The sequence below is a fragment of the Phyllobacterium zundukense genome (assembly GCF_025452195.1).
In the GTDB taxonomy this organism is placed as follows: Bacteria; Pseudomonadota; Alphaproteobacteria; order Rhizobiales; family Rhizobiaceae; genus Phyllobacterium; species Phyllobacterium zundukense_A.
Window position 1 is genome coordinate 79,441 of record NZ_CP104973.1, and the last position, 20,827, is coordinate 100,267.

Annotated in this window: 17 protein-coding genes and 1 pseudogene; 10 read left to right on the top strand and 8 right to left on the bottom strand. The window is 56.5% G+C overall.

Annotated elements, in window-relative coordinates; translation table 11 throughout:
- The first annotated feature begins 144 nt into the window (after positions 1–144).
- Together N8E88_RS12810 and N8E88_RS12815 are read left to right on the top strand one after the other, a co-directional pair.
- Positions 145–1,749, top strand: coding sequence for a serine hydrolase (locus N8E88_RS12810; RefSeq protein WP_262294002.1), 1,605 nt, complete (start codon positions 145–147; stop codon positions 1,747–1,749).
- 378 nt (positions 1,750–2,127) lie between these two features.
- Entirely contained in the window at positions 2,128–2,754 is a 627-nt protein-coding gene (locus N8E88_RS12815; protein ID WP_262294003.1) for a methyltransferase family protein, read from the top strand.
- Positions 2,755–2,915: 161 nt separating this feature from the next.
- On the opposite strand, the gene N8E88_RS12820 is transcribed toward N8E88_RS12815, so the two are convergent.
- Entirely contained in the window at positions 2,916–4,142 is a 1,227-nt protein-coding gene (locus tag N8E88_RS12820) for an MFS transporter (RefSeq protein WP_262294004.1), read from the bottom strand.
- A 120-nt stretch (positions 4,143–4,262) separates the two neighbouring features.
- On the opposite strand from N8E88_RS12820, the gene N8E88_RS12825 reads away from it, so the two are divergent.
- Positions 4,263–4,847, top strand: a complete 585-nt coding sequence (locus N8E88_RS12825; protein WP_262294005.1) for a TetR/AcrR family transcriptional regulator — start codon at positions 4,263–4,265, stop codon at positions 4,845–4,847.
- Positions 4,848–5,142: 295 nt separating this feature from the next.
- Here the strand turns inward: N8E88_RS12825 and N8E88_RS12830 are convergent, their stop codons facing one another.
- Positions 5,143–6,069 carry an arginase family protein gene (locus N8E88_RS12830; RefSeq protein WP_262294006.1) on the bottom strand — a complete coding sequence of 309 codons (927 nt, stop codon included), beginning with the start codon at positions 6,067–6,069 and terminating at the stop codon, positions 5,143–5,145.
- Between the two features lie 141 nt (positions 6,070–6,210).
- On the opposite strand from N8E88_RS12830, the gene N8E88_RS12835 reads away from it, so the two are divergent.
- The 3 genes from N8E88_RS12835 to N8E88_RS12845 all read left to right on the top strand — a co-directional run bounded on the left by N8E88_RS12835 (position 6,211) and on the right by N8E88_RS12845 (position 9,091).
- Complete coding sequence (locus tag N8E88_RS12835) at positions 6,211–6,738, top strand: MarR family winged helix-turn-helix transcriptional regulator (RefSeq protein ID WP_262294007.1); 528 nt, start codon at positions 6,211–6,213, stop codon at positions 6,736–6,738.
- Between the two features lie 458 nt (positions 6,739–7,196).
- Positions 7,197–8,441: a hypothetical protein gene (locus tag N8E88_RS12840; protein WP_262294008.1), complete on the top strand. Its 1,245-nt coding sequence runs from the start codon at positions 7,197–7,199 to the stop codon at positions 8,439–8,441.
- Positions 8,372–9,091 carry a DNA/RNA non-specific endonuclease gene (locus tag N8E88_RS12845; protein ID WP_262294009.1) on the top strand — a complete coding sequence of 240 codons (720 nt, stop codon included), beginning with the start codon at positions 8,372–8,374 and terminating at the stop codon, positions 9,089–9,091. Before N8E88_RS12840 ends, N8E88_RS12845 begins: the two co-directional genes overlap by 70 nt.
- A gap of 384 nt (positions 9,092–9,475) precedes the next feature.
- Here N8E88_RS12845 and N8E88_RS31845 read toward each other — a convergent pair.
- From N8E88_RS31845 to N8E88_RS12870, 6 genes and pseudogenes are all read right to left on the bottom strand, one after another.
- A pseudogene (locus tag N8E88_RS31845) lies at positions 9,476–9,586 on the bottom strand (IS110 family transposase); the annotation flags it as partial.
- Between the two features lie 39 nt (positions 9,587–9,625).
- Positions 9,626–10,351, bottom strand: a complete 726-nt coding sequence (locus N8E88_RS12850; protein WP_262294010.1) for a ribonuclease activity regulator RraA — start codon at positions 10,349–10,351, stop codon at positions 9,626–9,628.
- A 16-nt stretch (positions 10,352–10,367) separates the two neighbouring features.
- Complete coding sequence (gene araD / locus N8E88_RS12855; RefSeq protein ID WP_262294011.1) at positions 10,368–12,104, bottom strand: L-arabinonate dehydratase; 1,737 nt, start codon at positions 12,102–12,104, stop codon at positions 10,368–10,370.
- Positions 12,105–12,147: 43 nt separating this feature from the next.
- Positions 12,148–13,017, bottom strand: coding sequence for an ABC transporter permease (locus tag N8E88_RS12860; protein WP_262294012.1), 870 nt, complete (start codon positions 13,015–13,017; stop codon positions 12,148–12,150).
- A 5-nt stretch (positions 13,018–13,022) separates the two neighbouring features.
- Positions 13,023–13,856, bottom strand: coding sequence for an ABC transporter ATP-binding protein (locus tag N8E88_RS12865; RefSeq protein WP_262294013.1), 834 nt, complete (start codon positions 13,854–13,856; stop codon positions 13,023–13,025).
- Positions 13,857–13,921: 65 nt separating this feature from the next.
- On the bottom strand, positions 13,922–14,923 hold the full coding sequence (locus N8E88_RS12870) for an ABC transporter substrate-binding protein (protein WP_262294014.1): 1,002 nt from the start codon (positions 14,921–14,923) through the stop codon (positions 13,922–13,924).
- 117 nt (positions 14,924–15,040) lie between these two features.
- On the opposite strand from N8E88_RS12870, the gene N8E88_RS12875 reads away from it, so the two are divergent.
- From N8E88_RS12875 to N8E88_RS12890, 4 genes are all read left to right on the top strand, one after another.
- Positions 15,041–15,763: a GntR family transcriptional regulator gene (locus N8E88_RS12875; protein WP_262294015.1), complete on the top strand. Its 723-nt coding sequence runs from the start codon at positions 15,041–15,043 to the stop codon at positions 15,761–15,763.
- 1,114 nt (positions 15,764–16,877) lie between these two features.
- Positions 16,878–17,837 carry a sugar-binding protein gene (locus N8E88_RS12880; RefSeq protein ID WP_262294016.1) on the top strand — a complete coding sequence of 320 codons (960 nt, stop codon included), beginning with the start codon at positions 16,878–16,880 and terminating at the stop codon, positions 17,835–17,837.
- Between the two features lie 77 nt (positions 17,838–17,914).
- Positions 17,915–19,456 (top strand): sugar ABC transporter ATP-binding protein, encoded by a 1,542-nt coding sequence (locus tag N8E88_RS12885; protein ID WP_262295712.1) that lies wholly within the window; start codon positions 17,915–17,917, stop codon positions 19,454–19,456.
- Between the two features lie 24 nt (positions 19,457–19,480).
- The gene (locus tag N8E88_RS12890) at positions 19,481–20,464 is read left to right on the top strand and encodes an ABC transporter permease (protein WP_262294017.1); all 984 of its coding nucleotides are present in this window, start codon (positions 19,481–19,483) and stop codon (positions 20,462–20,464) included.
- Positions 20,465–20,827: the final 363 nt, after the last annotated feature.

The window sequence follows — 20,827 nt, forward strand, 5'->3', positions numbered from 1 at the left end:
ACAAGAGCGGCATGGCTGCATCCAGACAGCCCGCCTCACCCCATGGCGAAACTGTGACCCACAACCTGCGGTTGCGAATTAGCCATTGAGCAAGGATCGCACATTCGTGTATCGTTACGACATCACCATACGAGGGGAATGGAGATGACCCAAACTTCAAAGCGATATGCTGGGCATATCCGTGTTTTGTGCCTACGACGTCTCGTTCCGGTAGTGTTGGTGGGCATTGCACCAATTTCCGGCCACGCCTGGTCCTTCGAGCACGCGACAAAAGACAAGGTGTTGACAGCCTTGCCAAAGTTGGAACAGGCGGCGCAACAAGTCATTGCCAGTGACGGGGTTCCGGGTATTTCGATCGCCGTCGTCTATCAGGACAAGGTGATCTACTTGAAGGGCTTCGGCGTTAGAGAAGAAGGCAAAAGTGATCTGGTCGACGCCGATACGGTGTTTCAGCTTGCCTCGTTCTCCAAGCCGATGGCCTCGACCGTCGTGGCGGCGATCGTGAGCGAAGGGGTGGCGAGTTGGGATTCGCGAATTGCCGACATCTCCCCATCCTTCCAGCTCTATGACGCCTATCCGACCGCACAAGTGACCGTGCGCGATCTCTTTTCTCACCGCAGCGGCCTTCCCGGAGGGGCCGGAAACGAACTCGAAGAGATCGGCTATGACCGCGACGCGATTCTTCAGCGGCTCCGCCAGGTCAAGCCGTCGAGTAGTTTTCGGTCGGAGTACTCCTACAGCAATTTCGGCCTTACCGCGGGCGCGGTCGCTGTGGCCAAAGCGGCAGGCATGAGCTGGGAGAATGCGGCAGAGGCCAAGCTGTACAAACCGCTTGGAATGTCATCAACCAGCTCGCGCTACGCCGATTTCCTGACGCGAACAAACCGCGCCACCCTCCACGCCCAGCTCGACGGCAAATGGAGAGCGCTTGCCAAACGCGACCCCGACGCGCAGTCACCCGCAGGCGGCGTCAGCTCCAATGCGCTTGATCTCGCTCAATGGCTCCGGCTTGAGCTCGGCAAAGGCAATTATGATGGCAGGCGCCTGATCGACGCAGAAGCGATCAGCCAGACCCATATGCCGCTGATGGCGCGCGGTAAAAACCCGGTGACCGGCGGATGGTCGTTCTACGGACTTGGCTGGAATGTGGAGTATGGCCGTTACGGCGAAGTTTGGGGCCATGCCGGCGCTTTCAGCACTGGCGCACGGACGCTGGTCAGTTTGCTCCCCGCCGAGGAACTCGGCATCGTCGTCCTTACCAACGCTTTCCCGACGGGTGTTCCCGAGGGCCTTGCCGACACGTTCTTCGAGCTCGTGATGACCGGAAAGACGACAAAGGACTGGGTCGTCGAATGGAACAACATTTATGGGCAGCTCTTTGGGCCGGCGATCGACGCCGCGGTCAAGCGTTACGGGACACCGCCCGCCTCCCCGCTGCCAGCGCTCCCGCTGTCTGCCTATGCCGGCACCTACTTCAATCCTTATGTTGGCAAGGCAGTAGTAGCCGAGAAAGATGGCACGCTCGAAATTCGCCTTGGGCCAAAAAGCGAGTCGGCTTTCCCGCTCAGCCATTTTGATCGAGACCTCTACACCTACCGGCCGTCTGCGGAGATGCCGAACATGCCCGTTGCGGTCACGTTCGAAATCGGGCCAGACCAGAAAGCGAGCCAGGTCAAGATCGACGATCTGAACGAGCTTGGGCTTGGCGTGTTGCGTCGCATTGAGATTGACCGTCCCGCTTCACCTTAGCTTCGCTCTCGGCGCAGCCAAGCGCCGTCTGTTTAGCCCTAGTTCGGGCCTCGCGATCCCTCTTTGCCGAAAGCCTTTCGACCGTTCCGCGCTGCGATCTCCAACGCTTCGCCGACACTACGTGTCTGGTCGCGATATGGTCGATTTTTTTTCGGTGATCACCTTAGAATCTCTTCTGCCTGAGACTGCCGGCTGGCAAGAGCTGACCGGCCGGGGCGGCGTGAGAATTAGCGCATGCCCCCAAAATAACATCTTGGGTCCAAGACGAAAGCCACCAAAAGGACAAGTTCTGCAGTGCTCTAAATATAGGGCCGATCGATATCCGGTTCATTCCGTCAAAGTGTGCAATCTTATCAACAAACCGCCGTGTGACACCATATGAGCAATCCCGAGCTAAAATCCTTAAACAGATTTCAAAAGACGCGCCGTTCGGCGCTATTGGCTCTGCTCCTTATCGTTGTCGTTGGCCTGCTTTTCTGCGGTCCTGTTTTTACCGACGCGCATTATGAGAATGACGTAATTGAGATAACCGGCATCGGACTGATCGGCGTGGCGATCATGGGACGGCTCTGGTGCACGCTTTACCTTGGCGGGCGCAAGGCGGCCGAGGTTGTCACCAAGGGGCCTTATTCGATCGCACGCAATCCCCTCTATATGTTCTCTGCAATCGGCTCGGCAGGCGTTGGTGCGCAAATGGGGAGCCTCACCGTCGGCCTCTTGTTTGGAGCAGTGACGGTGCTTGCCTTCTATATCGTCATTTTCCGCGAGGAAGCTTTCCTGCGCAAGGCATTGGGAACGCCGTATCAAACTTATTGCGCGGTGGTGCCTCGCTTCCTTCCAAACTTCTCCCTTTATCAGGATAGCGAAATCGTATCGTTCTATCCCGAAAGGCTTCGATCGACCCTCCGGGACGGGTTGGTCTTCTTTCTAGCGGCGCCGGCATTCGAGCTCATCCAACGAGGACAGGAGTGGGGTTATCTGCCTGTTCTGTTTAGATTGCCTTGATTCCCAACTTCTCTTACCCTTTCTGTTGCCGGCACACCCTCGAACGCAAAACGAGCAATAAAATTTACCGCGGGCGAGACGTCTACTAGATACCTGATGTCGAAAGAGTGGAGGCGGTACAGCGATCCCGCGTTCATTGCTTCAACGTGGCATCAGCCCTGCTACTTCGCCGGCTGCGGCACCGCGCTATCTCCATCGTCGGTGCAGTCGCCCGAAAGCGTCTGCTGGCCGAACGCGATGATCACAACGGTCGCGGTTCCGGCCGCCACAGACACCCAAAAACCGTTCTCGGGACCGTAATTGTCCACCACCCAGCCCGAGACGAAGGCACCCAGCGCCATGCCGATGCCGATACCTGTCATCACCCAAGTCACCCCCTCGGTCAGCATCGTTTGCGGTACGCGGCGCTCTATCAGGCCGAAGGCTGTGATGAAAGTCGGCGAGATCGCGATGCCGCTCACGAAGACCGCGATGGCAAGCAGGGTCACCGAGCTGGCGGCGACGAGTAGGGGCAACGCAGTCAGCGCGAGTGCCACGACCGCGATCAGTAGCTGACGGTGCAAGGCCATGCGCGGGTTAAGCGCTCCGATGATCAGGCCTACCGCGAAGGAACCGACCGCGTAGACGCCGATTACCAGGCTCGCGGCATTAGGCTGCCCGAGCTCCTTGGTGATCGCGACAGCACTCACTTCGGCTGTAGCAAAGATCGAGCCAACAAAGACAAGAGCGAGTGTGATGATCTGCACCGGACGCTGCCGGATCGCCGAGCCAACGGAAACGGCATTGGCGACATGACGCACCTTCGGCTCTGTGCCGCGCTGCACAATGAAGGCGGCCGTCCCGAGCGCCAGGAAAGCTGTGCTCACCATCATGCCAGCTTCAGGAAATAGTGCCACAGCGAGCCCCACCGACAGCGAGGCCCCGGCGATATAGACCAGCTCGTCCGCGGCACTTTCAAACGCGAAGGCCGTGTTGAGCTCGGGCCGGTTGCGGAAAAGCTCCGTCCAGCGCGCCCGCACTAGCGCCGGGATGCTTGGCATAGCGGCCGCGAGGAAGGCCGAGACGAACAACGTCCAGACCGGCCAGTTCTGGTTGGCCGCTGCGATCAGCGCGATGAACGCCGCCACCGACACGACTGTGGTCGGCACGACTACCGCCGTCTGGCCGACCCGGTCGATCGCCCGCGAAATCTGTGGCGAAATCAGCGCGTTGGTCAGCGCGTAGGTCGCCGAAACCGCGCCTGCGAGCCAGTATCCGCCATGCGCCTGGGAGAGCATTGCAACGATGCCGATCGGTGCCATTGCGATGGGAAGGCGCGCGAAAAAGCCAGCTGCGGAGAAGCCCTTGGCCCCGGGCGCCGCGAATATCTTTTTATACGGATTTGACATGAGACAATCCTTTCAGGTATCAAATGGACGGCATACATACGCAGCGTATGTTAAGTAAATAATTGCATACGCCGCGTATGTCAAATGAAAAGACGCAGGGTATGTCAAAAAGGAGGCAAGATGGCCAGGCCGCGACAGGAGATGATCGCCGAGACACGCGCAAAACTCATCGCGGCAGGCCGGCACGCCTTCGGCACGATTGGCTACGCGGAAGCATCCATGGATGATTTCACCGGCGAGGCTGGCCTCACTCGCGGCGCCCTCTACCACCATTTCGGCGACAAGAGGGGCCTGCTCCAAGCCGTCACCATGCAGATCGATGCGGAAATGACCGAACGCCTCAACAAGGTCTCGGCATCGGCCTCCACCCACTGGCAGGGTTTCGTCGACGAATGCGCCGCCTATATTGAAATGGCGCTCGAGCCCGAGATCCAGCGCATCATGTTCCGCGATGGCCCCGCCGTGCTGGGCGACATTTCGCAATGGCAAAACACCCCTGGCTGCATTGCTGCCCTCTCTCGCAGCATCGACCGTCTCAAAGCCGATGGCGAGATCATCGACATCGACACCGAAACCGCCGCCCGCCTCATCAATGGCGCGAGCAGCCACATGGCGCTGTGGATCGCCAATGCAGAGAAGCCGAAGGCGGTTTCGAAGCGGGCAGTCGCGGGGTTCAGGGCGATGCTGGAGGGACTTCGCAAGTAGCATTGATGGCCGATATTGAGATAGACCTTGGGGCCGCGAGGGCACGCTGTGTCTACCTCTCCGCTTGCGGGAGAGGAAGATCAACATCTCAGCGCAGCCAAGCGTTTGAATCACCGGTCTCGTTCTAAACCGAACCGGGATCAAAGCCATCCCCGCCCAGCACCATGTGCCGCAGCTGGCTGCAATGATCACACAGCTTCAAACCGTCGTTGCGGGCGCAGCAAAGACCTTGGGAGATGCAACCCAAGAGCGTGTCACCTGCCCCACCAATCTCACTGGAACAGGCAGGCGTCGTTTATGATCTCCTGCTACGGCGCGCGGCGGGCCAGCCTGGCGCTGCCGTTCCAAGGGCTGCGGCCAGCACATCGGCCAGGCCGCGGCCGGCGCGGCCGTCCTCGTCAAGACGTGGATTGTAGATGGTGACCTCTAGGCCGACCGCCTTTCCGCTCTCCAGAGCAATGCGAAGCGCTGCCCCAAGTTCATCCCACGACAGTCCGCCGGGCACACGGAAATCGACCGCTGGCATGATAGCATCGTCGAGACAATCGGCGTCGAGATGGATGAAAAAGCCATCCAGCTCCGCCCGCATCAAATGGTTAACCGCAGCGCGGGCGGCGCTTTCCACACCCATGCTACGTGCAGCGTGGAGATCATAGGCGCGGAGCTCCGGGGGAAGCGGCTGGCTGCCGAATTTCGCCTGATCTTCGTGATCGCGAAAGGCGAACGCCACAGCATCTTCAGGGCGCACCAGCGGAGAACGGTTTTCACTATCGCTCAACAGCGCCGGTCCGTACCCGGTAACGAAGGCAAGGTCCATGGACGCGCCCTCGCCGTTGGGCTCCGCCTCAGGCTGGAAAAAGTCAGCATTGCCGTCGATGAAGAGCAGCCCGTAGCGACCGCGCCGCCTGAGGGCGAGCATCGAACCTAGTAAGATCGTGCAGTCGCCGCCCAGCACCACCGGAAATTCGCCCGCATCCAACACCGCTTCTACGGCATCCGCCAGCTTGGGCGACCAATCTGCGATGGCTTTTGCGTTCAGTATCCGCGTATCGGGATCGGGCACCGGATTCTTCTGTGGGACCTGAAGTCGGCCGGCGCGCCGTGCGTTGATGCGCTCGGCAATGCCAAATCCAAGAAGCCTGTCGGCGAGGCCTTCGACGCCGTCGGTCGCCAGACCCAGCGTTGAAGGCGCCTCGATGAGGGCGTAAGGATACATGGACATCGCATTCTCCTTTTTTCACTCCATCAAGACCGGTGCTTGACAGTGCGCGTATCGATCGTCGGGCATTGTTAAAACAGCTGAATGCCCAGACCCTCAGGCGGGTTCCATTGAATATGTATTCCGAACGAATATAATGGAGAAATGACACGTGACATAACGGCCAACCTGCTCGGCGCCTTCGCGCTCTCGCTCACCGACGAAATTTTGGCCGCCGGCAGAAAAGCCTCGGGCCTCAGTCCCAGCGCATGTGCGGCCGTGGTGACGCTTGGCCCTTATCCCGGCACAACCATCAAAATGCTGGCACGCGCCCTCGGATTGACGCACTCGGTCGCAGTTCGCCTCGTGGAGGACCTCGTCTCGGACGGGCTGGTTCAGCGCAAGCCTGGCAAGGATCGCCGGGAAGTCGCGCTGCGGCTCACCGCCAAGGGGCGTGCCTTGCGTGCGAGGATTGTCACTGCACGCGAGCAGGTGCTGTCCGATGCGCTGGCCAGCATCGATGCGGGTTCGACGCAAGTACTTGGCAAAATCCTGGCAACAATGCTGACCCGCCTCACACGGAACCGCGCACGCGCTGACCACATCTGCAGGCTTTGTGACGAAGACATCTGCGTGTCGGAAATCTGCCCCGTGGAACGTGAAGCTGTGCGCCTGACCGAGGAGGCGTCATAAATCAGGCACGTCTGATATCCATGCTTTAGTTCAATCTCCCAGCCCTGTTCGTTGAATGTTCCATCTGTCGGCGAGCGCATTGGGAGCGTCACTGGCGTTTTTCAGGAAAAAGTAACGTCCCGATAAGCCCTGCGTTTCGACAATCGACCGAACGATCGGTAGTACCCGGCGCACTCCCCTGCAATCAGGGTCGAGAAAATCAAAGCATGTTTTGCTTGGGGCACCTTTTTAGTTTGGATCGAAGGCCACTGAGAAAAAAGGTATAACATCCGGGGAAGTTCTCACTCTGAAAATTGCACGCGAATGCGCTAGGCCCGCATTTTAGTCGAGAATGCTGGTAACGATGTTCCACTCTACCATGGTTTGAGCCGTAACAGGTAAATGCCGGAATCGTAACATTGCAGCCACCCGTCCGGGGTTTAGTGCATTCGTAACTTGGTCATCGTCAGGAGGAAGTCATGGCACGAAAGGCAATCCGTAGCGGCAAAGCTTCAGGCGACGTCACTGAAGACGAACTGCGTCAACATATTCGGGCCAAGGGCGCCGACTATCTCAAAGATCCCAATATCACCTCCGTAGGTATCGGACTGAAAAACGGCGAAGGCCCGATCTGCCTACAGTTCACGGTCGAGGCGAAAGGTGAATCGGCTTTGGAAGCGCTCGTCACAAACCGTATCCCCGAGATGATCGAGGTCAATGGCAAACCAGTTCCCACTGACGTTATCGAGCGGTCGTACCGTCCCTCTTATAAGATCGTAGTGCCTGAGCAACTCGACCTGCGCCGCCAGCGTGTCGATCCACTCCGTCCCGGGATCAGTGTCGCCCATATCGCTGAAACAGCGGGAACGGTCGGCCTCGTCGTCTTCGACCGCGCCACGGGAGCCCCCTGTATTCTGTCCAACTGGCACGTGCTCAATGGAAATACCGGCAAGATCGGTGATACGATCGTGCAACCCGGTCCCTATGACGACAACAACACAGCCCTCAACGAGGCGGGAACCCTGCTTAGGAGTCATCTTGGCGCGGCCGGCGACTGCGCGCTCGCGCGTATTCGTTCGCGCGGTTACGATCGCTCCGTCTACGGCCTTGATGTCGTACCGAAGCGCATGGCCCGCGTAGCGTTAGGCGACAGGGTGATCAAGTCCGGGCGGACAACGGCAAACACGCGTGGGATCGTCCGCCGTGTCGATGTCATGGCGAAAATCGACTACGGTGTTCCAGCCGGTCAGCAGGCGATCGGCGGGTTCGAAATAGGACCAGACAAGAGCGACCTTCCCCCGGATGGTGAGATCACCAAGGGTGGCGACTCCGGGTCGGCCTGGTTGATCTTCGACAAGGGCAAAGCGACCGACATCTTCGCGGGCTTGCATTTTGCCGGCGAAACCGACGCGGCCTCAGACGAACATGCCCTCGCCTGCTACGCAGCCTCGGTCCAAAAGAAGCTCGACTTTGTGCTCGAGCCCGAGATAGCGATCACGTGGTTCATGAGGGGATGGCGACCACCGTTCCGCGGGCCGGCTACGATCCCAACTTCTTGGGTGTGGCCGTTTCCGAGCCCCGCCTGTCAACGGCCTTCAAGCGCGACGCTGTTAACTTCGGCCGCGCCCAGACCATCCCCTACACACATTTCTCGGTGTGCCTCAGCGCCAAGCGGCGGATGGCGCGTTACGTCGCGTGGAATATCGACGGCGCGCGCATGGTGATTCTTCCACGGCGCGGCTTTGGCCTCGACCCTCGCATCGATGCCAAATACCAGCTCGGTGACGAACTCTATGTCGATAATCGCGTCGATCGTGGCCACATCGCCCGACGTGCCGATCTTTGTTGGGGGCCGGTGCCTGAAGCGGAGCAAGCCAACCGAGATTCGTTCTATTTCACCAACATCGCGCCCCAGCATGAGCGCTTCAATCAATCGTCGCGCAAAGGTTTGTGGGGCGAGCTCGAAAACCTCGTGTTCGAACAGGCCGACCTGAAGGATATCAAGCTATCTGTGCAGGGCGGACCGATATTTAGCAATGATGACACACCCTATCGCGACGCGCTCGTTCCCCGCGCATTCTGGAAACTGATCGCCTATGTTGGAAGCGACAGCCGCCTGCGTTGCGCGGCCTTCATTCTGTCTCAGGAGAACCTATTGAGTGACCTTGAAACACTCGATCTTGACCCGTTGCGCATATATCAAATTTCGCTGGCGGAACTTGCTATAAAAACGGCATTGGACTTCAGCGCGTTAAATGCGGCGGACCTTACGGTCAATCCTGAACTGGTCACCCGGCCCGCCCGTCCTGAGGCCCTTATCGATCGCAAAAGCCCGATCACTGAAATTCACGCGCCGGGCGATATTCGCTTGTGATTGTCGACACCGGTTTGAAGCCTATCTCGATTCTCGGCATGAAGCTCGCATCCGCGTACCACTGTCAGGCTTTCAAGCCCATGAGAGGACGACACCATGATAGATTTAGCCACAGCAGGCTGATTGCGAAAACTGCCTGCGATGCGATCGGTGCATTCGACAAGATTTTCCGGGCTTTGCAGAAGTTATTGCGAAAAAGAACCTACCGCACCGAGTATAGCGCCTCCGGCTTTTGTTTATACCGACAGTTCGCAGGACATTGTCGCGAAGTCCCGGTCGCGGCAGATTTGAATGGATTGGCGTGCCGATGCTACAAAGTCGCGCTTCGGCGAGAACTCACACAGAGAACACGGGGGCGCGGTCTAGTGCTGAAAAAGGCGTAACGACGATGGGCTTTGGCCGTCCACGGCGCTTTGCGACATTCATCGCCCAGGCCTTCAGCCATGACCATTTCTTCACCCGGGCTGCTTCAAAAGCAGGAGCCGCATCATACACGCCGAAGAGAGAAGAACTGAAATCGGAACTTCAGGATTCTTATCGTCCGTGTTTCTGCCGCCAAGCGACAAAATCGGCCTTGGGCTTTTCGCTGGTGGCCGGGTAAAGCCCGATGATCGTCGCACCGTTCATGATTTGCTCTGTGACAAAATCTTCATAGGCCGTCATCTCGACCGTTTCGGCGGCAATCTCGTCCGCTAAATGTCGCGGGATGACGATGACACCTTCATTGTCCCCGACAAGTACATCGCCCGGAAAAACAGCGACATCGCCGCAACCGATAGGCACGTTGATATCGCAGGCCTGGTGATGGGTCAGGTTGGTTGGAGCCGAAGGACGATTGTGGTAGGCGTGAATGGTTAAATTGGCAATCTCAGGACTGTCGCGGAAGCCTCCGTCAGTAACCACACCTGCCACACCCCTCACTTGCAGCCTTGATATCAATATGGAGCCGGCCGAAGCTGCCCGGGCATCCTTGCGGCTATCCATCACCAGAACGGCTCCCTCCGGACATTGTTCTACCGCGGCGCGCTGCGGATGATTGGGGTCCTTGAAGACCTCGATCGTGTTAAGGTCTTCGCGGGCCGGTATGTAGCGCAACGTAAAGGCTTGCCCGACCATATTGGTCTGCTTTGCCGACAGCGGTCGCACATCTTGGATGAACTGGTTGCGCAGCCCACGCTTGAACAGCGCCGTCGCAATCGTTGGCGTGGCCACGCCAATCAGCTTTTTGCGCGCTTCCGCGCTTAGATCATAGTTTGTCATTCGTTGTCCTCGGCTATCAGTAGATATCTGGTTCGGGAGCGGATAGCCCAAAGCGTGTTTCGAGAAAGTCAAAATCCGCGCCTGTGTCGGCTTGGCCCACGTGTTTGGCGAACATCCATCCGTAGCCTCGGCCTGCCTTGTCTGCCGGTTTCCTCCATGCGGAGCGACGGCGTTCGATTTCATCGTCGTCCACCAGCATGTCGATCCTGCGCGCCTTCAGGTCGAGCCGCACCATGTCGCCCGTTTTCAGAAGAGCCAACGGGCCGCCGACATGCGATTCCGGCGAGACGTGCAGAACGCAGGCTCCATAGCTGGTGCCGCTCATGCGAGCATCGGACAGACGCAGCATGTCACGATATCCCTTCTTGAGCAGGACCTTGGGCATTGGCAACATGCCCCATTCGGGCATGCCCGGGCCGCCCTGAGGCCCGGCCCCGCGCAGCACCAGGACATGATCGGGCGTGACATCAAGATTTTCGTCGTCGATCGCCGCTTTCATCTCCGGGTAGCTGTCGAAGACCAAAGCCGGGCCTTGGTGTTGATGCAGTCTCGGATCACAGGCGGCGGGTTTTATAACTGCGCCTGTTGGCGCAAGGTTGCCTTTAACGACAGCAAGCGAGCCTTCCTGAAAGACAGGATTGTCGAGGGAGCGGATGACATCATCGTTAAAGCATTTTGCCCCTTCCAGTGTTTCTCCAAGCGTTTGACCTGAGACTGTGAGCACCGAAAGGTCGAGCCTTGATGAGAGTTTTGCCATGAGCGCGCGCAGGCCGCCGGCGTAGTAAAAATCTTCCATCAGATAGGTATCGCCAGTTGGCCGGATGTTCGCGAGAACCGGGGTCGTGCGGCCTGCATGATCCAGATCGTCCATTGTCAGGTCGACACCAGCCCGGCGTGCCATGGCGACGAGGTGGACGATGGCATTGGTCGAGCAGCCGGTAGCCATGGCGACAGCCACGGCATTACCTACGGCTGCGCCGGTCAAAATCTTGCTCGGTACGAGGTCCTCCCAGACCATCTCGACAATCCGACGCCCCACGGCAGATGACATCCGGATATGATTGGAGTCGGCAGCGGGAATCGAGCTCGCACCCGGCAACGTCAAGCCCAAGGCTTCCGCGATCGCCGTCATGGTGCTTGCCGTGCCCATGGTCATGCAGTGTCCGTAAGACCGCGCAATACCCGCCTCGACCTCTACCCATTCGTCGGTCGACAGATTGCCCGCCCGCCGTTCATCCCAGAATTTCCAGGCATCCGAACCGGAACCCAAGGCTTTGCCACGATAATTGCCGCGCAGCATGGGGCCGGCCGGCAGATAGACCATAGGCAGGCCGGCACTCACAGCGCCCATCACCAAGCCCGGTGTGGTCTTGTCACATCCACCCATCAACACAGCGCCATCGGCAGGGTGGGAGCGCAGCAGCTCCTCGACTTCCATCGCCAGCATATTGCGATAGAGCATCGTCGTCGGCTTGACATAGCTCTCCGACAGAGAAAGCGCTGGTAATTCCAAGGGAAACCCACCCGCCTGGAGCACACCGCGCTTCACGTCCTCGACGCGGTGTTTAAAGTGTGCATGACAGGGGTTGGCATCCGACCAGGTATTGAGAATGGCAATGACAGGCTTTCCTGTCCATTCTTCCGGTGCGTATCCCATCTGCATTGTTCTGGAGCGATGACCCGAACTGCGCAGGTCGTCCGGAGCGAACCAGCGGGCGCTTCTTAATGTTTCTGGAGTTTTTTTCATAGCCATTGCTCAATTGGAAAATGCGACGGAGAAGGGAGCCTCAAACTGCTCATTCCTTCATTCCCCATTTCTGAATGGTGTGGCGTTCGATGGTCTGGAACACGAGGTTTTCAACAATAAGGCCGATGATGATCACGGTGAGAAGGCCGGCAAAGACCGCAGGAATGTCCAGTAGGTTGCGGTTCTCAAAGATGAACCAGCCGAGCCCGCCCTGCCCCGAAGAAACACCGAATACGAGTTCGGCTGCAATCAACGTACGCCAGGCGAATGCCCAGCCGATTTTCAAGCCGGTCAAGATCGACGGGAACGCAGCGGGAACGAGAATCCGCATAACATAGGATAAACCGGTCAATCCATAATTGCCTCCGACCATGCGTAGCGTTCGCGATACGCCAAGAAAGCCAGCATGGGTGTTGAGCGCCACCGCCCAAAGCACTGAATGGATAAGCACGAAGACAAGGCTGGAAGCGCCGAGCCCAAACCAGATCAAGGCAAGTGGCAGCAATGAGATCGCGGGTAGCGGATTGAACATCGCCGTCATTGTTTCCAAAAAATCGGTGCCGATCCGTGTGTTAATGGCAAGGATTGTCAAAATGGCTGCTAGCAAAGTCCCTGCCACATACCCCGTGATGAGAACCTGAAGCGTCGTCCAGATGCGCGACGGCAATGTGCCGTCGACAAAACGATCATAAAGGGTGGTCAGCGTGTCGCTGAGCGTCGGGAAAAGCAGCGGATTGTCGAGATAGCTTGCATAGACCTGCCAAATGATGGCGAGGACAATAATCAGAACCGTCTTACGCACAGCGCTGATACCCAAGATCAATTCGAGGGAACCGAGCCTCTGTTCGACCTCGGCTACATTGGCATGCTGCCGGTTTGTCGTAACATCGGCTGCAAGAATGATTTGAGGACTTGTCATTATCGTCACTCCCTGTGGCCGGACTCGGAAAAGAGCAGATTGTGGATATCGCGTTCGAGCGCGGCGGCGCTGCCATCGTCCTGACGGGCGCAATCAACATCGATCACTTCAGCCTTCACGCGTCCTGGATGAGGCGACAACAGCAGAATGCGGTTTGAGACCTTGATGGCTTCAGCAATCGAATGTGTAACGAAAATGACCGTAAACCTGGTGTCTTCCCAAAGCTGCAGCAGTTCGTCCTGCATCTGACGCCGGGTCAAAGCGTCGAGCGCCGCAAACGGCTCATCCATCAGCAAAATGTCGGGCTGCATGGCCATGCCTCGGGCGATCGCCACGCGTTGCTTCATGCCACCCGAAAGCGTGTGCGGATAACTGTCAATGGCGCGTGTCAGCTTTACCTTATCGATATACTCCTTGGCCCGTGCCTCCGCCTCCCTGCGCGGTAGTTTGCGCGTAACGATGAGCGGAAACATGACGTTTTCCAGTACAGTCTTCCAAGGCAAAAGCTGGTCGAACTCCTGAAATACCATCATACGATCGGCACCAGGCTTTTTGACCGGACGTCCGTTGATATGAATTGATCCACTCACCGGGGCCATGTATCCGCCGATGGCTTTCAACAGCGTGGACTTGCCGCAACCGGACGGACCGAGAAGAACAAAACGGTCGGATCGTTCGACAGAAAAACTGACGTCTTCCGTCGCGGTTATCAGCAGATTCGGGGTCTTGTAGCGGAGCGTCACCTTGTCCACGGTGAGAAGCGACTTGGCCTCACTTGCCGCTTTGACGTCGGGAAGACCTGCTGTTGGATCTATTTTTTGCTGTATGGCCTGTAACATATGGCCTCCATAGGATAGTCGGAAGACCCGGCATCTCTGCCAGGTCGTTGGCTCGTTGCCGACAGTTAGTTGCCTTTTAGATCGGCCGATTCTGGCAGATAATAGTCTGTCCATGCCGCAGGCATCGTCTTGAGCGTTCCGATCTTGTGCAGATGCGTTGCAAACTTCATCGTTCCCTGAGGATCGGTGCGAAACTCCATCATGTCCGGCTGTCCGAGGATTTTGACCAGGGTATTAAGATCGGTTTTGTCACCGGAAACCTGCTTGTAGGCGCTCAAGGCGTCTTTCGGGTTCTTCTTGATCATGTCGATTGCCTGGACTGTGGCTTCGCGCACGGCCTTGATGATGACAGGATTTGCTTCGGCAAAAGCCGTTGTCGTGAAGAACGTCGCTTGAGTTAAAGGACCGCCAATGATGTCCTTGGAATTAACCACGATGTGGTTGCCGGCATCCATCTCCAGATACTGGAACGGCGGTGCCGAGAAATGACTCGCCACCTCGTGGCTCTTGTTCGCCAGCGCCGCCATCGCATCGGGATGTCCGAGCTGCACCGTGTTCGGATCGAAATGCTTGAGGTCGCCGTCTCCGTACATCTGGCCTGCCGCCATTTGCAACAGGATCGCTTGCGTCGAAACGCCGACAGTCGGCACCGCAATCTTGTCGCTCGGACCGATGTCCTTCAGTGATTTGATCTCGGGGTCACGCGACACCATGATGACCGGCTGCGCCGAACTGGTTATGATCCCTTTTACCTTGCCGCGTGTTCTGTCCCACAGCAAAAGCAGGTTGCCCGTCCCGGTGTTGACGATGTCGACATTCCCGGAAAGAAGCGCATCGGTTTGTGCGCCGCCGCCGCTGAAGGTGCGCCAATTGACGGTAACATCTTTGAGGCCATCCTCCGCGGCGTGCTTCTCAATGAGCTTTTGCGTTTCCATAACATGACTCGCCAGATAAAGGATGCCCGGCTGACGTGTTATGGATATATCCGTCTTCTCCTGGGCATAACCAGCCGATCCTAGACCCAGAATGATGCCAAGCGCGGCAATGCCGCCCTGAAATAATCGCATATTTTCCTCCCGATAATTCTCTGTGTCATTCGCATGGGGCGACGATCCTCCGACATCGCTTATTTCCATTAAAGCACTAATACATCAGTGCATCAACTAAATAGTTATGGTACTGCAATGGAGACAGACAACGAGAGAGCAGCAATCATGAGCGGCAGGGTGAAAAACAGCGTTCTGGACCGGACACGGCAGGTCGCCCATCAGATTCACGAGATATTGAGGGACCGCATTCTCTCTGTTGAGCTTGTGCCGGGAACAATTCTTTCCAGAGCTTCGCTTCAATTGGAGTTCGGCGTCAGTCAGACCCCAGTCCGGGACGCGCTTATGCGCCTGGAAGAAGAAGGCATCGTCGAAGTCTTTCCCCAATACGCGACGGTCGTGGCGAGGATCGATATTGATCACGCAAGGCAGGCGCAATTCCTCCGGCTTTCGATTGAACTCGAAGCCGTTCGTCGCCTGACAGCCGAGTGCCCGGTCCAAACCGCAGCAGAACTCGAGGAAGTCCTCGCAAGACAACGGCAAGTTGCCACCCCGCAGACGTATGATCTGTTCGATACTCTCGACAGGGACTTTCACCGCAAGATTTATGCGCGTGCGGGCATCCTTAACCTCTGGTCCACTGTCCGTAGGCAAAGTGTGCATCTTGACCGATTGCGCCGCCTCAATCTGCCTATGCCCGGCAAGATGCAAAATGTCCTTACGGATCACCAAGAGATTGTCAGTGCGATACTATCGGGACGTCCGGAAGCCGCTGAGAGCGCCATGCGCAGACATTTATCTGGGACTCTATCCATCATCGATCTTATCAGCGACCAATTTCCGGATTATGTTCGCAAGTGAATAGCGTCAACTTTGATTTCGGTTGCGACCCTGTTCGAGACGAACGGGATGGAATTGCTGACTCCGTAGTCAGGGCAAGATTTTCTCAAACATAGAGCGTTCTGTTCGATAGCGATAACGACTGAAAAGTGTTCCTTTGAAAAGGCCTATAAAGGCGAATATTGAGCATTTTGAAATCCCGATTAAAAGCCGTTGTATAGTACCCATTCAATGATCGCTTTGGAAAAGATAGGACTGCAAGCTGCTAGTTGTCCTCTTTCGTTCCGAATAATTATATGATTTGGCAAACAGGAATTAAAACCAGCAAAGAACGACGACTGCTTTGCGCCCAAGGTCGGCCGTTAAAGTGATCTTTGCCGTCGCCTGATAGCAGACGTTGCCGGAGACCACCTTGGACATCGTAGTCGCGCCAATTTTGGCACTCGCGCCGAACGCCGCGCAAGTTGTGAACCGGCCCTAGGTTGCCGCCTGGCATGGCCCCGGCGCTAGCCCGGGAGAACAGTCGGTTCATGCTTCGCCCAATAGATCGACTCGCCATTTCACAAGCCACCCATGATCAGTTTCCCGACCGCCAACTCGCTCGCGAAGCAGCCGCTGTATTTGGGCACGCTGTCGGGCATGTCTCATCGGCTACAAGGCTTCCAACCCGGCCGTGGCCAACCAGCCTCGCATGCCAATTGATCTCACCCGCGCCCACTGATGTCTTCACTTGCGCAGAATGCGGCTGGACGCTACGGCCAGACTGGTTCGGGACATAGCCAAGCTCTTTCGCCGCGGACAATGGTAAGCATCCAGAGCGCATTCTCTTGAGATTTCGCATGTGCTTTCGCATTGCTTGAAATGCATCGTCACTCTGGATGAGCGGATTTTCATTTGGCTTTCACGCTGAGATTTGGCGGTTTTCCAAGAGTAGTGCCTTCGCCATTCGAATGAATGCAATGATAATACTATATGATAATTCTATTTACTATTGAGAATCGGCTCATTACAGTCTCCGGGCTGAATGGTGGAACGCCTTTCACCCGTTGCCGGTAACCATAGGAGGTGGCCCGGCTTCGATCACCGATTGAAAACTCGGATCAACGACTGCGTTGAGCCAAATGGGAGGTTAGACATGAAATCCGCAATATCTATTGCCGCACTTTGCGCTGCGTTGATGTTTAGCGCGTCAATACCAACTATGGCCTATGCCGCTGACAAGCCAACGCTGGCTTTCGTGGTGAATGGGGCCTCCGATTTCTGGAAAGCTGCCGAGGCGGGCGTCAAGAAGGCGCAGGCCGAATTGCCCGATTACAACTTGGAGCTCAAGTATCCCGAGCAGTCCTCGGTAGCCATCCAGCAGCGTCTGATGGATGATCTCGTCACAGCCGGCGTCAAGGGCATCATGGTGTCGGCCGTAGATCCGAAGACGTCCACCGATGGTCTCAACAAGATTGCGTCCGAGACTGCCCTCTTCACCACGGATAGCGATGCGCCTCAGACCAATCGCGTCGCCTATATCGGTTCGTCCAACGTCGATGCAGGTAAACAGGCTGCAGAAATCGCGAAAAAAGCCATGCCTAACGGGGGCAAGTGCCTCGGATTTGTCGGCCTGCTCGGCGCTGACAATGCCAAGGAACGCATCCAGGGTATGAAGGATGGTCTATCAGGCACCAAAATTGAACTAGTCGATGTTCGCGGAGACGATATTGACCAGACGCGTGCCAAGAAGAACGTCGAAGACGCTCTGGTGGCTAGCCCGGATGTTACCTGCATGGTTGGCTTTTACTCTTATAATACACCTCGCATTTACGAGGCTCTCCGCGATGCAGGCAAGTTGGGGCAGATCACCGTCGTTGGATTTGATGACGATCCGATTACGTTGGGTGGCGTCAAGGAAGGCACTGTCGCCGCTACTGTCGTGCAGCAGCCATTCGAATGGGCCTATCAGGGTATGAAAATGATGGCCGCTTACCTTGCCGGTGACAAGTCGGGCATTCCGGACAACAAATTGCTGATCATCAACACTGTGATCGTCGGCAAGGACGATGTCGATACGTACGCTGCCAATCTGAAAAAGATGGCTGGCAACTAGGCGTTTTCGAACAAGAGCTTGACGCGATGACTGGCAATGGTTTTACCGCAGCAGGCGGCGCTAATCGCGCCGAATCCATGCCGGGCTCAATCGATACTTCTTCTGACGCACGTCATCAGGCAACCTTTCTCAGCCTGCATGACGTGCGAAAGACCTATCCCGGCGTTGTGGCATTGGATGGCTTTTCTCTCGAAATCAGGCCTGGCGAGGTGATCGGTCTTGTCGGCGAAAATGGCGCTGGCAAATCAACGCTGATGAAAATTCTGGGCGGTGTGGCTGCCCCGGACAGCGGTCTTATCAGGATCGACGGCGTCGATCATGACCGTCTTACCGTCGAAAATAGCCTCCAGTCCGGAATTGCCTTCGTACATCAGGAACTGAATCTGTTTGAAAATTTAGACGTTGCCGCCAATATCTTCCTTGGCAGGGAGCCCTTGCGCGGCGGCCCTCTGAAACTGGTCGATCGCGCTAAATTGCGCGCGATGGTTTTACCACTCCTCAAACGGGTCGGCGCTAATTTTACGGCCGACACCCCCGTATCGGAATTGTCGCTAGCCCAGCAGCAGATGGTCGAGATTGCCAAAGCTCTTTCGATCAAGGCAAGGCTTGTTATCCTGGACGAACCCACCTCAAGTCTTCCCTTGGCTGAAACTGAAAAGTTGCTCGGCGTGATCAAAGGCCTAAAGGCAGAAGGTATCAGCGTTATCTTCATTTCGCACCGACTCCACGAGGTCGAGAGCGTCGCCGATCGAGTTATCGTCCTTCGAGATGGAATGCTGGCGGGCACACTTGCAACCGACGCCATCAATCACGACCAAATGGTCAAGCTCATGATAGGCCGTGCTTTGAAAGCCCGTACAAATACCTCGGAGCGCGAGGCTGGTGCAGTCGCGCTGTCCGCCAAGGGCATTCGCACAGCTGCTTACCCTCATCGAACCGTCGATTTGGACGTGCTGCATGGCGAAATCCTGGGGCTAGCAGGACTTGTAGGTTCGGGCAGGACTGAATTCGCCCGCGTTGTCTTCGGCATAGACAGGAGCCTTGGCGGAGAGCTTTATCTGGATGGCAAACATGTCCTGCTTTCTTCGTCCGCCGATGCGGTGGCCAATGGCATCTTTCTCGTCCCAGAGGATCGAAAGCTGGCTGGCATACTCCTTGATTTCGCTATTGCACAGAATATTTCGCTACCTAATCTTTCGGCGCATTCGGCCAATTTGATAATTTCAGCCGCCAGTGAAAATACGACGGCGGAAGCACAGAAAAGTAACCTTGGCATCAAGGCTCCATCGGTAAAAACACGTGTCGGCACCTTGTCGGGCGGCAATCAGCAAAAAGTTGTTCTGGCCAAATGGCTGGCGATGAAACCAAGGATCATGATTTTCGACGAACCGACTCGCGGGATCGATATTGGAGCCAAGGCTGAGATCTACAGACTCATGCAGGCGCTCGCCGACACGGGTGTCGCGGTCCTCATGATTTCGAGCGACATGGAGGAAGTCATCGGTGTTTCCGACCGCGTCGCAGTTATGCATGAAGGCCAGATTTCCGGCATTCTGGCCAAGGATCAACTTGATCAGGAGAATGTGCTTTTGCTGGCGGTGGGCAAGTCAGCACGATAGCATCTATAAGGGTTGGAGATCACGATGAACAAAAAAGATATTGGCTTGTTGATCCTCATAGTCGTCGTGGGAGCCGTTGTCGCAACAATCAATCCTCGTTTCTTGCTGCCCATCAATCTCGCCAATACGTCGAATCTCATCGGTCTCTTCGGCATCCTATCGATAGGACAAGCGTTTGTTATCATAACCGGCGGTATCGAACTCTCGGTGGGTTCGCTAATCGCGCTACTCGGTGTTCTGTTCATCGATTTGATTGCAAATCATGGCATGGCTTGGCCATTGGCTTTCATGCTCATCCTGGTTCTCGGTGGGCTCATTGGTTTGGCCCATGGCTGGCTGATCACGCGGCTGAAGCTCCAGCCATTCGTGGTGACGCTGTGTGGCTTGTTGATTTATCGCGGGATCGCCCGGTTCTATACTGCCGATGGGACCGCCGGCTTTGCTTTCGGCCAGAACTTTCCCACTCTTGAATTCCTTACGGCCGGCCGCACCTATGGCATTCCCAACAGCTTTATAGCCCTTCTCATTATTATGGGCGTGACGTGGGTAGTATTGCACCGGTCAGTTTTCGGGCGGTATCTTTATGCCATCGGCAAAAATGAGGAAGCGGCAAGATATTCAGGGATCAGGACAGGTCGAATGGTGATGGCTGCCTACGTCATTTGTGGTGTATTGACGGCACTCTCGGCTATCTATTTTGCAATGTATACTCGCTCGATTTCCCCCGCCAGCCACGGCAATTTTTATGAACTCTATGCGATCGCGGCCGCCGTCCTCGGTGGCTTTTCGCTGCGCGGCGGTGAAGGGTCAATCGTTGGCGTGATCCTCGGCACCATACTGCTGCAAGAATTGCAGAATCTGGTCAATCTCCTCGGCATTCCATCGTCGCTCAATTTCGCAGTAATGGGAGGGGTGATCCTTATCGGCGTGCTGGTCGATCAGCAGTGGGACGTTTTTCGAGCGAAACGCCGATTAAACAGAGCGACGCACTCCGCACCATCAAATTGAAACGCCGAACACAGGGGGTTGGCTCGACCGAACGCTGGATACGGTCATCCTTTCGGCCAGATCCACATCCGCAGTGTGTTCCATTCGACTCGTTACTGAATCTTTTGGCGTGCATCCGCTGTGGTGCTACTACCTTTGCACCGATTTGGCTGATTCCAGTCTCTCGAGGATGGCCCGCAAGCAGATACAACCCAATCACCCTCATCGCTGGATACAACGCTCTGCACTTTAATGCCCGGACCGGGCGACCATTTCCATTTTTGTTAGCATGCCCGCCCATAGCGCCGTGACCACTAACGATTTGTTAACCACACAAAGTGAGGAAGACCCCGTTTAAGTGCCGTACGACACCCTCGTTGTTCA

Coding starts and splice junctions, on each gene's coding strand:
- N8E88_RS12810 (WP_262294002.1), top strand. CDS start 145: ATGACCCAAACTTCAAAGCGATATGCTGGGCATATCCGTGTTTTGTGC.
- N8E88_RS12815 (WP_262294003.1), top strand. CDS start 2,128: ATGAGCAATCCCGAGCTAAAATCCTTAAACAGATTTCAAAAGACGCGC.
- N8E88_RS12820 (WP_262294004.1), bottom strand. CDS start 4,142: ATGTCAAATCCGTATAAAAAGATATTCGCGGCGCCCGGGGCCAAGGGC.
- N8E88_RS12825 (WP_262294005.1), top strand. CDS start 4,263: ATGGCCAGGCCGCGACAGGAGATGATCGCCGAGACACGCGCAAAACTC.
- N8E88_RS12830 (WP_262294006.1), bottom strand. CDS start 6,069: ATGTCCATGTATCCTTACGCCCTCATCGAGGCGCCTTCAACGCTGGGT.
- N8E88_RS12835 (WP_262294007.1), top strand. CDS start 6,211: ATGACACGTGACATAACGGCCAACCTGCTCGGCGCCTTCGCGCTCTCG.
- N8E88_RS12840 (WP_262294008.1), top strand. CDS start 7,197: ATGGCACGAAAGGCAATCCGTAGCGGCAAAGCTTCAGGCGACGTCACT.
- N8E88_RS12850 (WP_262294010.1), bottom strand. CDS start 10,351: ATGACAAACTATGATCTAAGCGCGGAAGCGCGCAAAAAGCTGATTGGC.
- araD (WP_262294011.1), bottom strand. CDS start 12,104: ATGGCTATGAAAAAAACTCCAGAAACATTAAGAAGCGCCCGCTGGTTC.
- N8E88_RS12860 (WP_262294012.1), bottom strand. CDS start 13,017: ATGACAAGTCCTCAAATCATTCTTGCAGCCGATGTTACGACAAACCGG.
- N8E88_RS12865 (WP_262294013.1), bottom strand. CDS start 13,856: ATGTTACAGGCCATACAGCAAAAAATAGATCCAACAGCAGGTCTTCCC.
- N8E88_RS12870 (WP_262294014.1), bottom strand. CDS start 14,923: ATGCGATTATTTCAGGGCGGCATTGCCGCGCTTGGCATCATTCTGGGT.
- N8E88_RS12875 (WP_262294015.1), top strand. CDS start 15,041: ATGGAGACAGACAACGAGAGAGCAGCAATCATGAGCGGCAGGGTGAAA.
- N8E88_RS12880 (WP_262294016.1), top strand. CDS start 16,878: ATGAAATCCGCAATATCTATTGCCGCACTTTGCGCTGCGTTGATGTTT.
- N8E88_RS12885 (WP_262295712.1), top strand. CDS start 17,915: ATGCCGGGCTCAATCGATACTTCTTCTGACGCACGTCATCAGGCAACC.
- N8E88_RS12890 (WP_262294017.1), top strand. CDS start 19,481: ATGAACAAAAAAGATATTGGCTTGTTGATCCTCATAGTCGTCGTGGGA.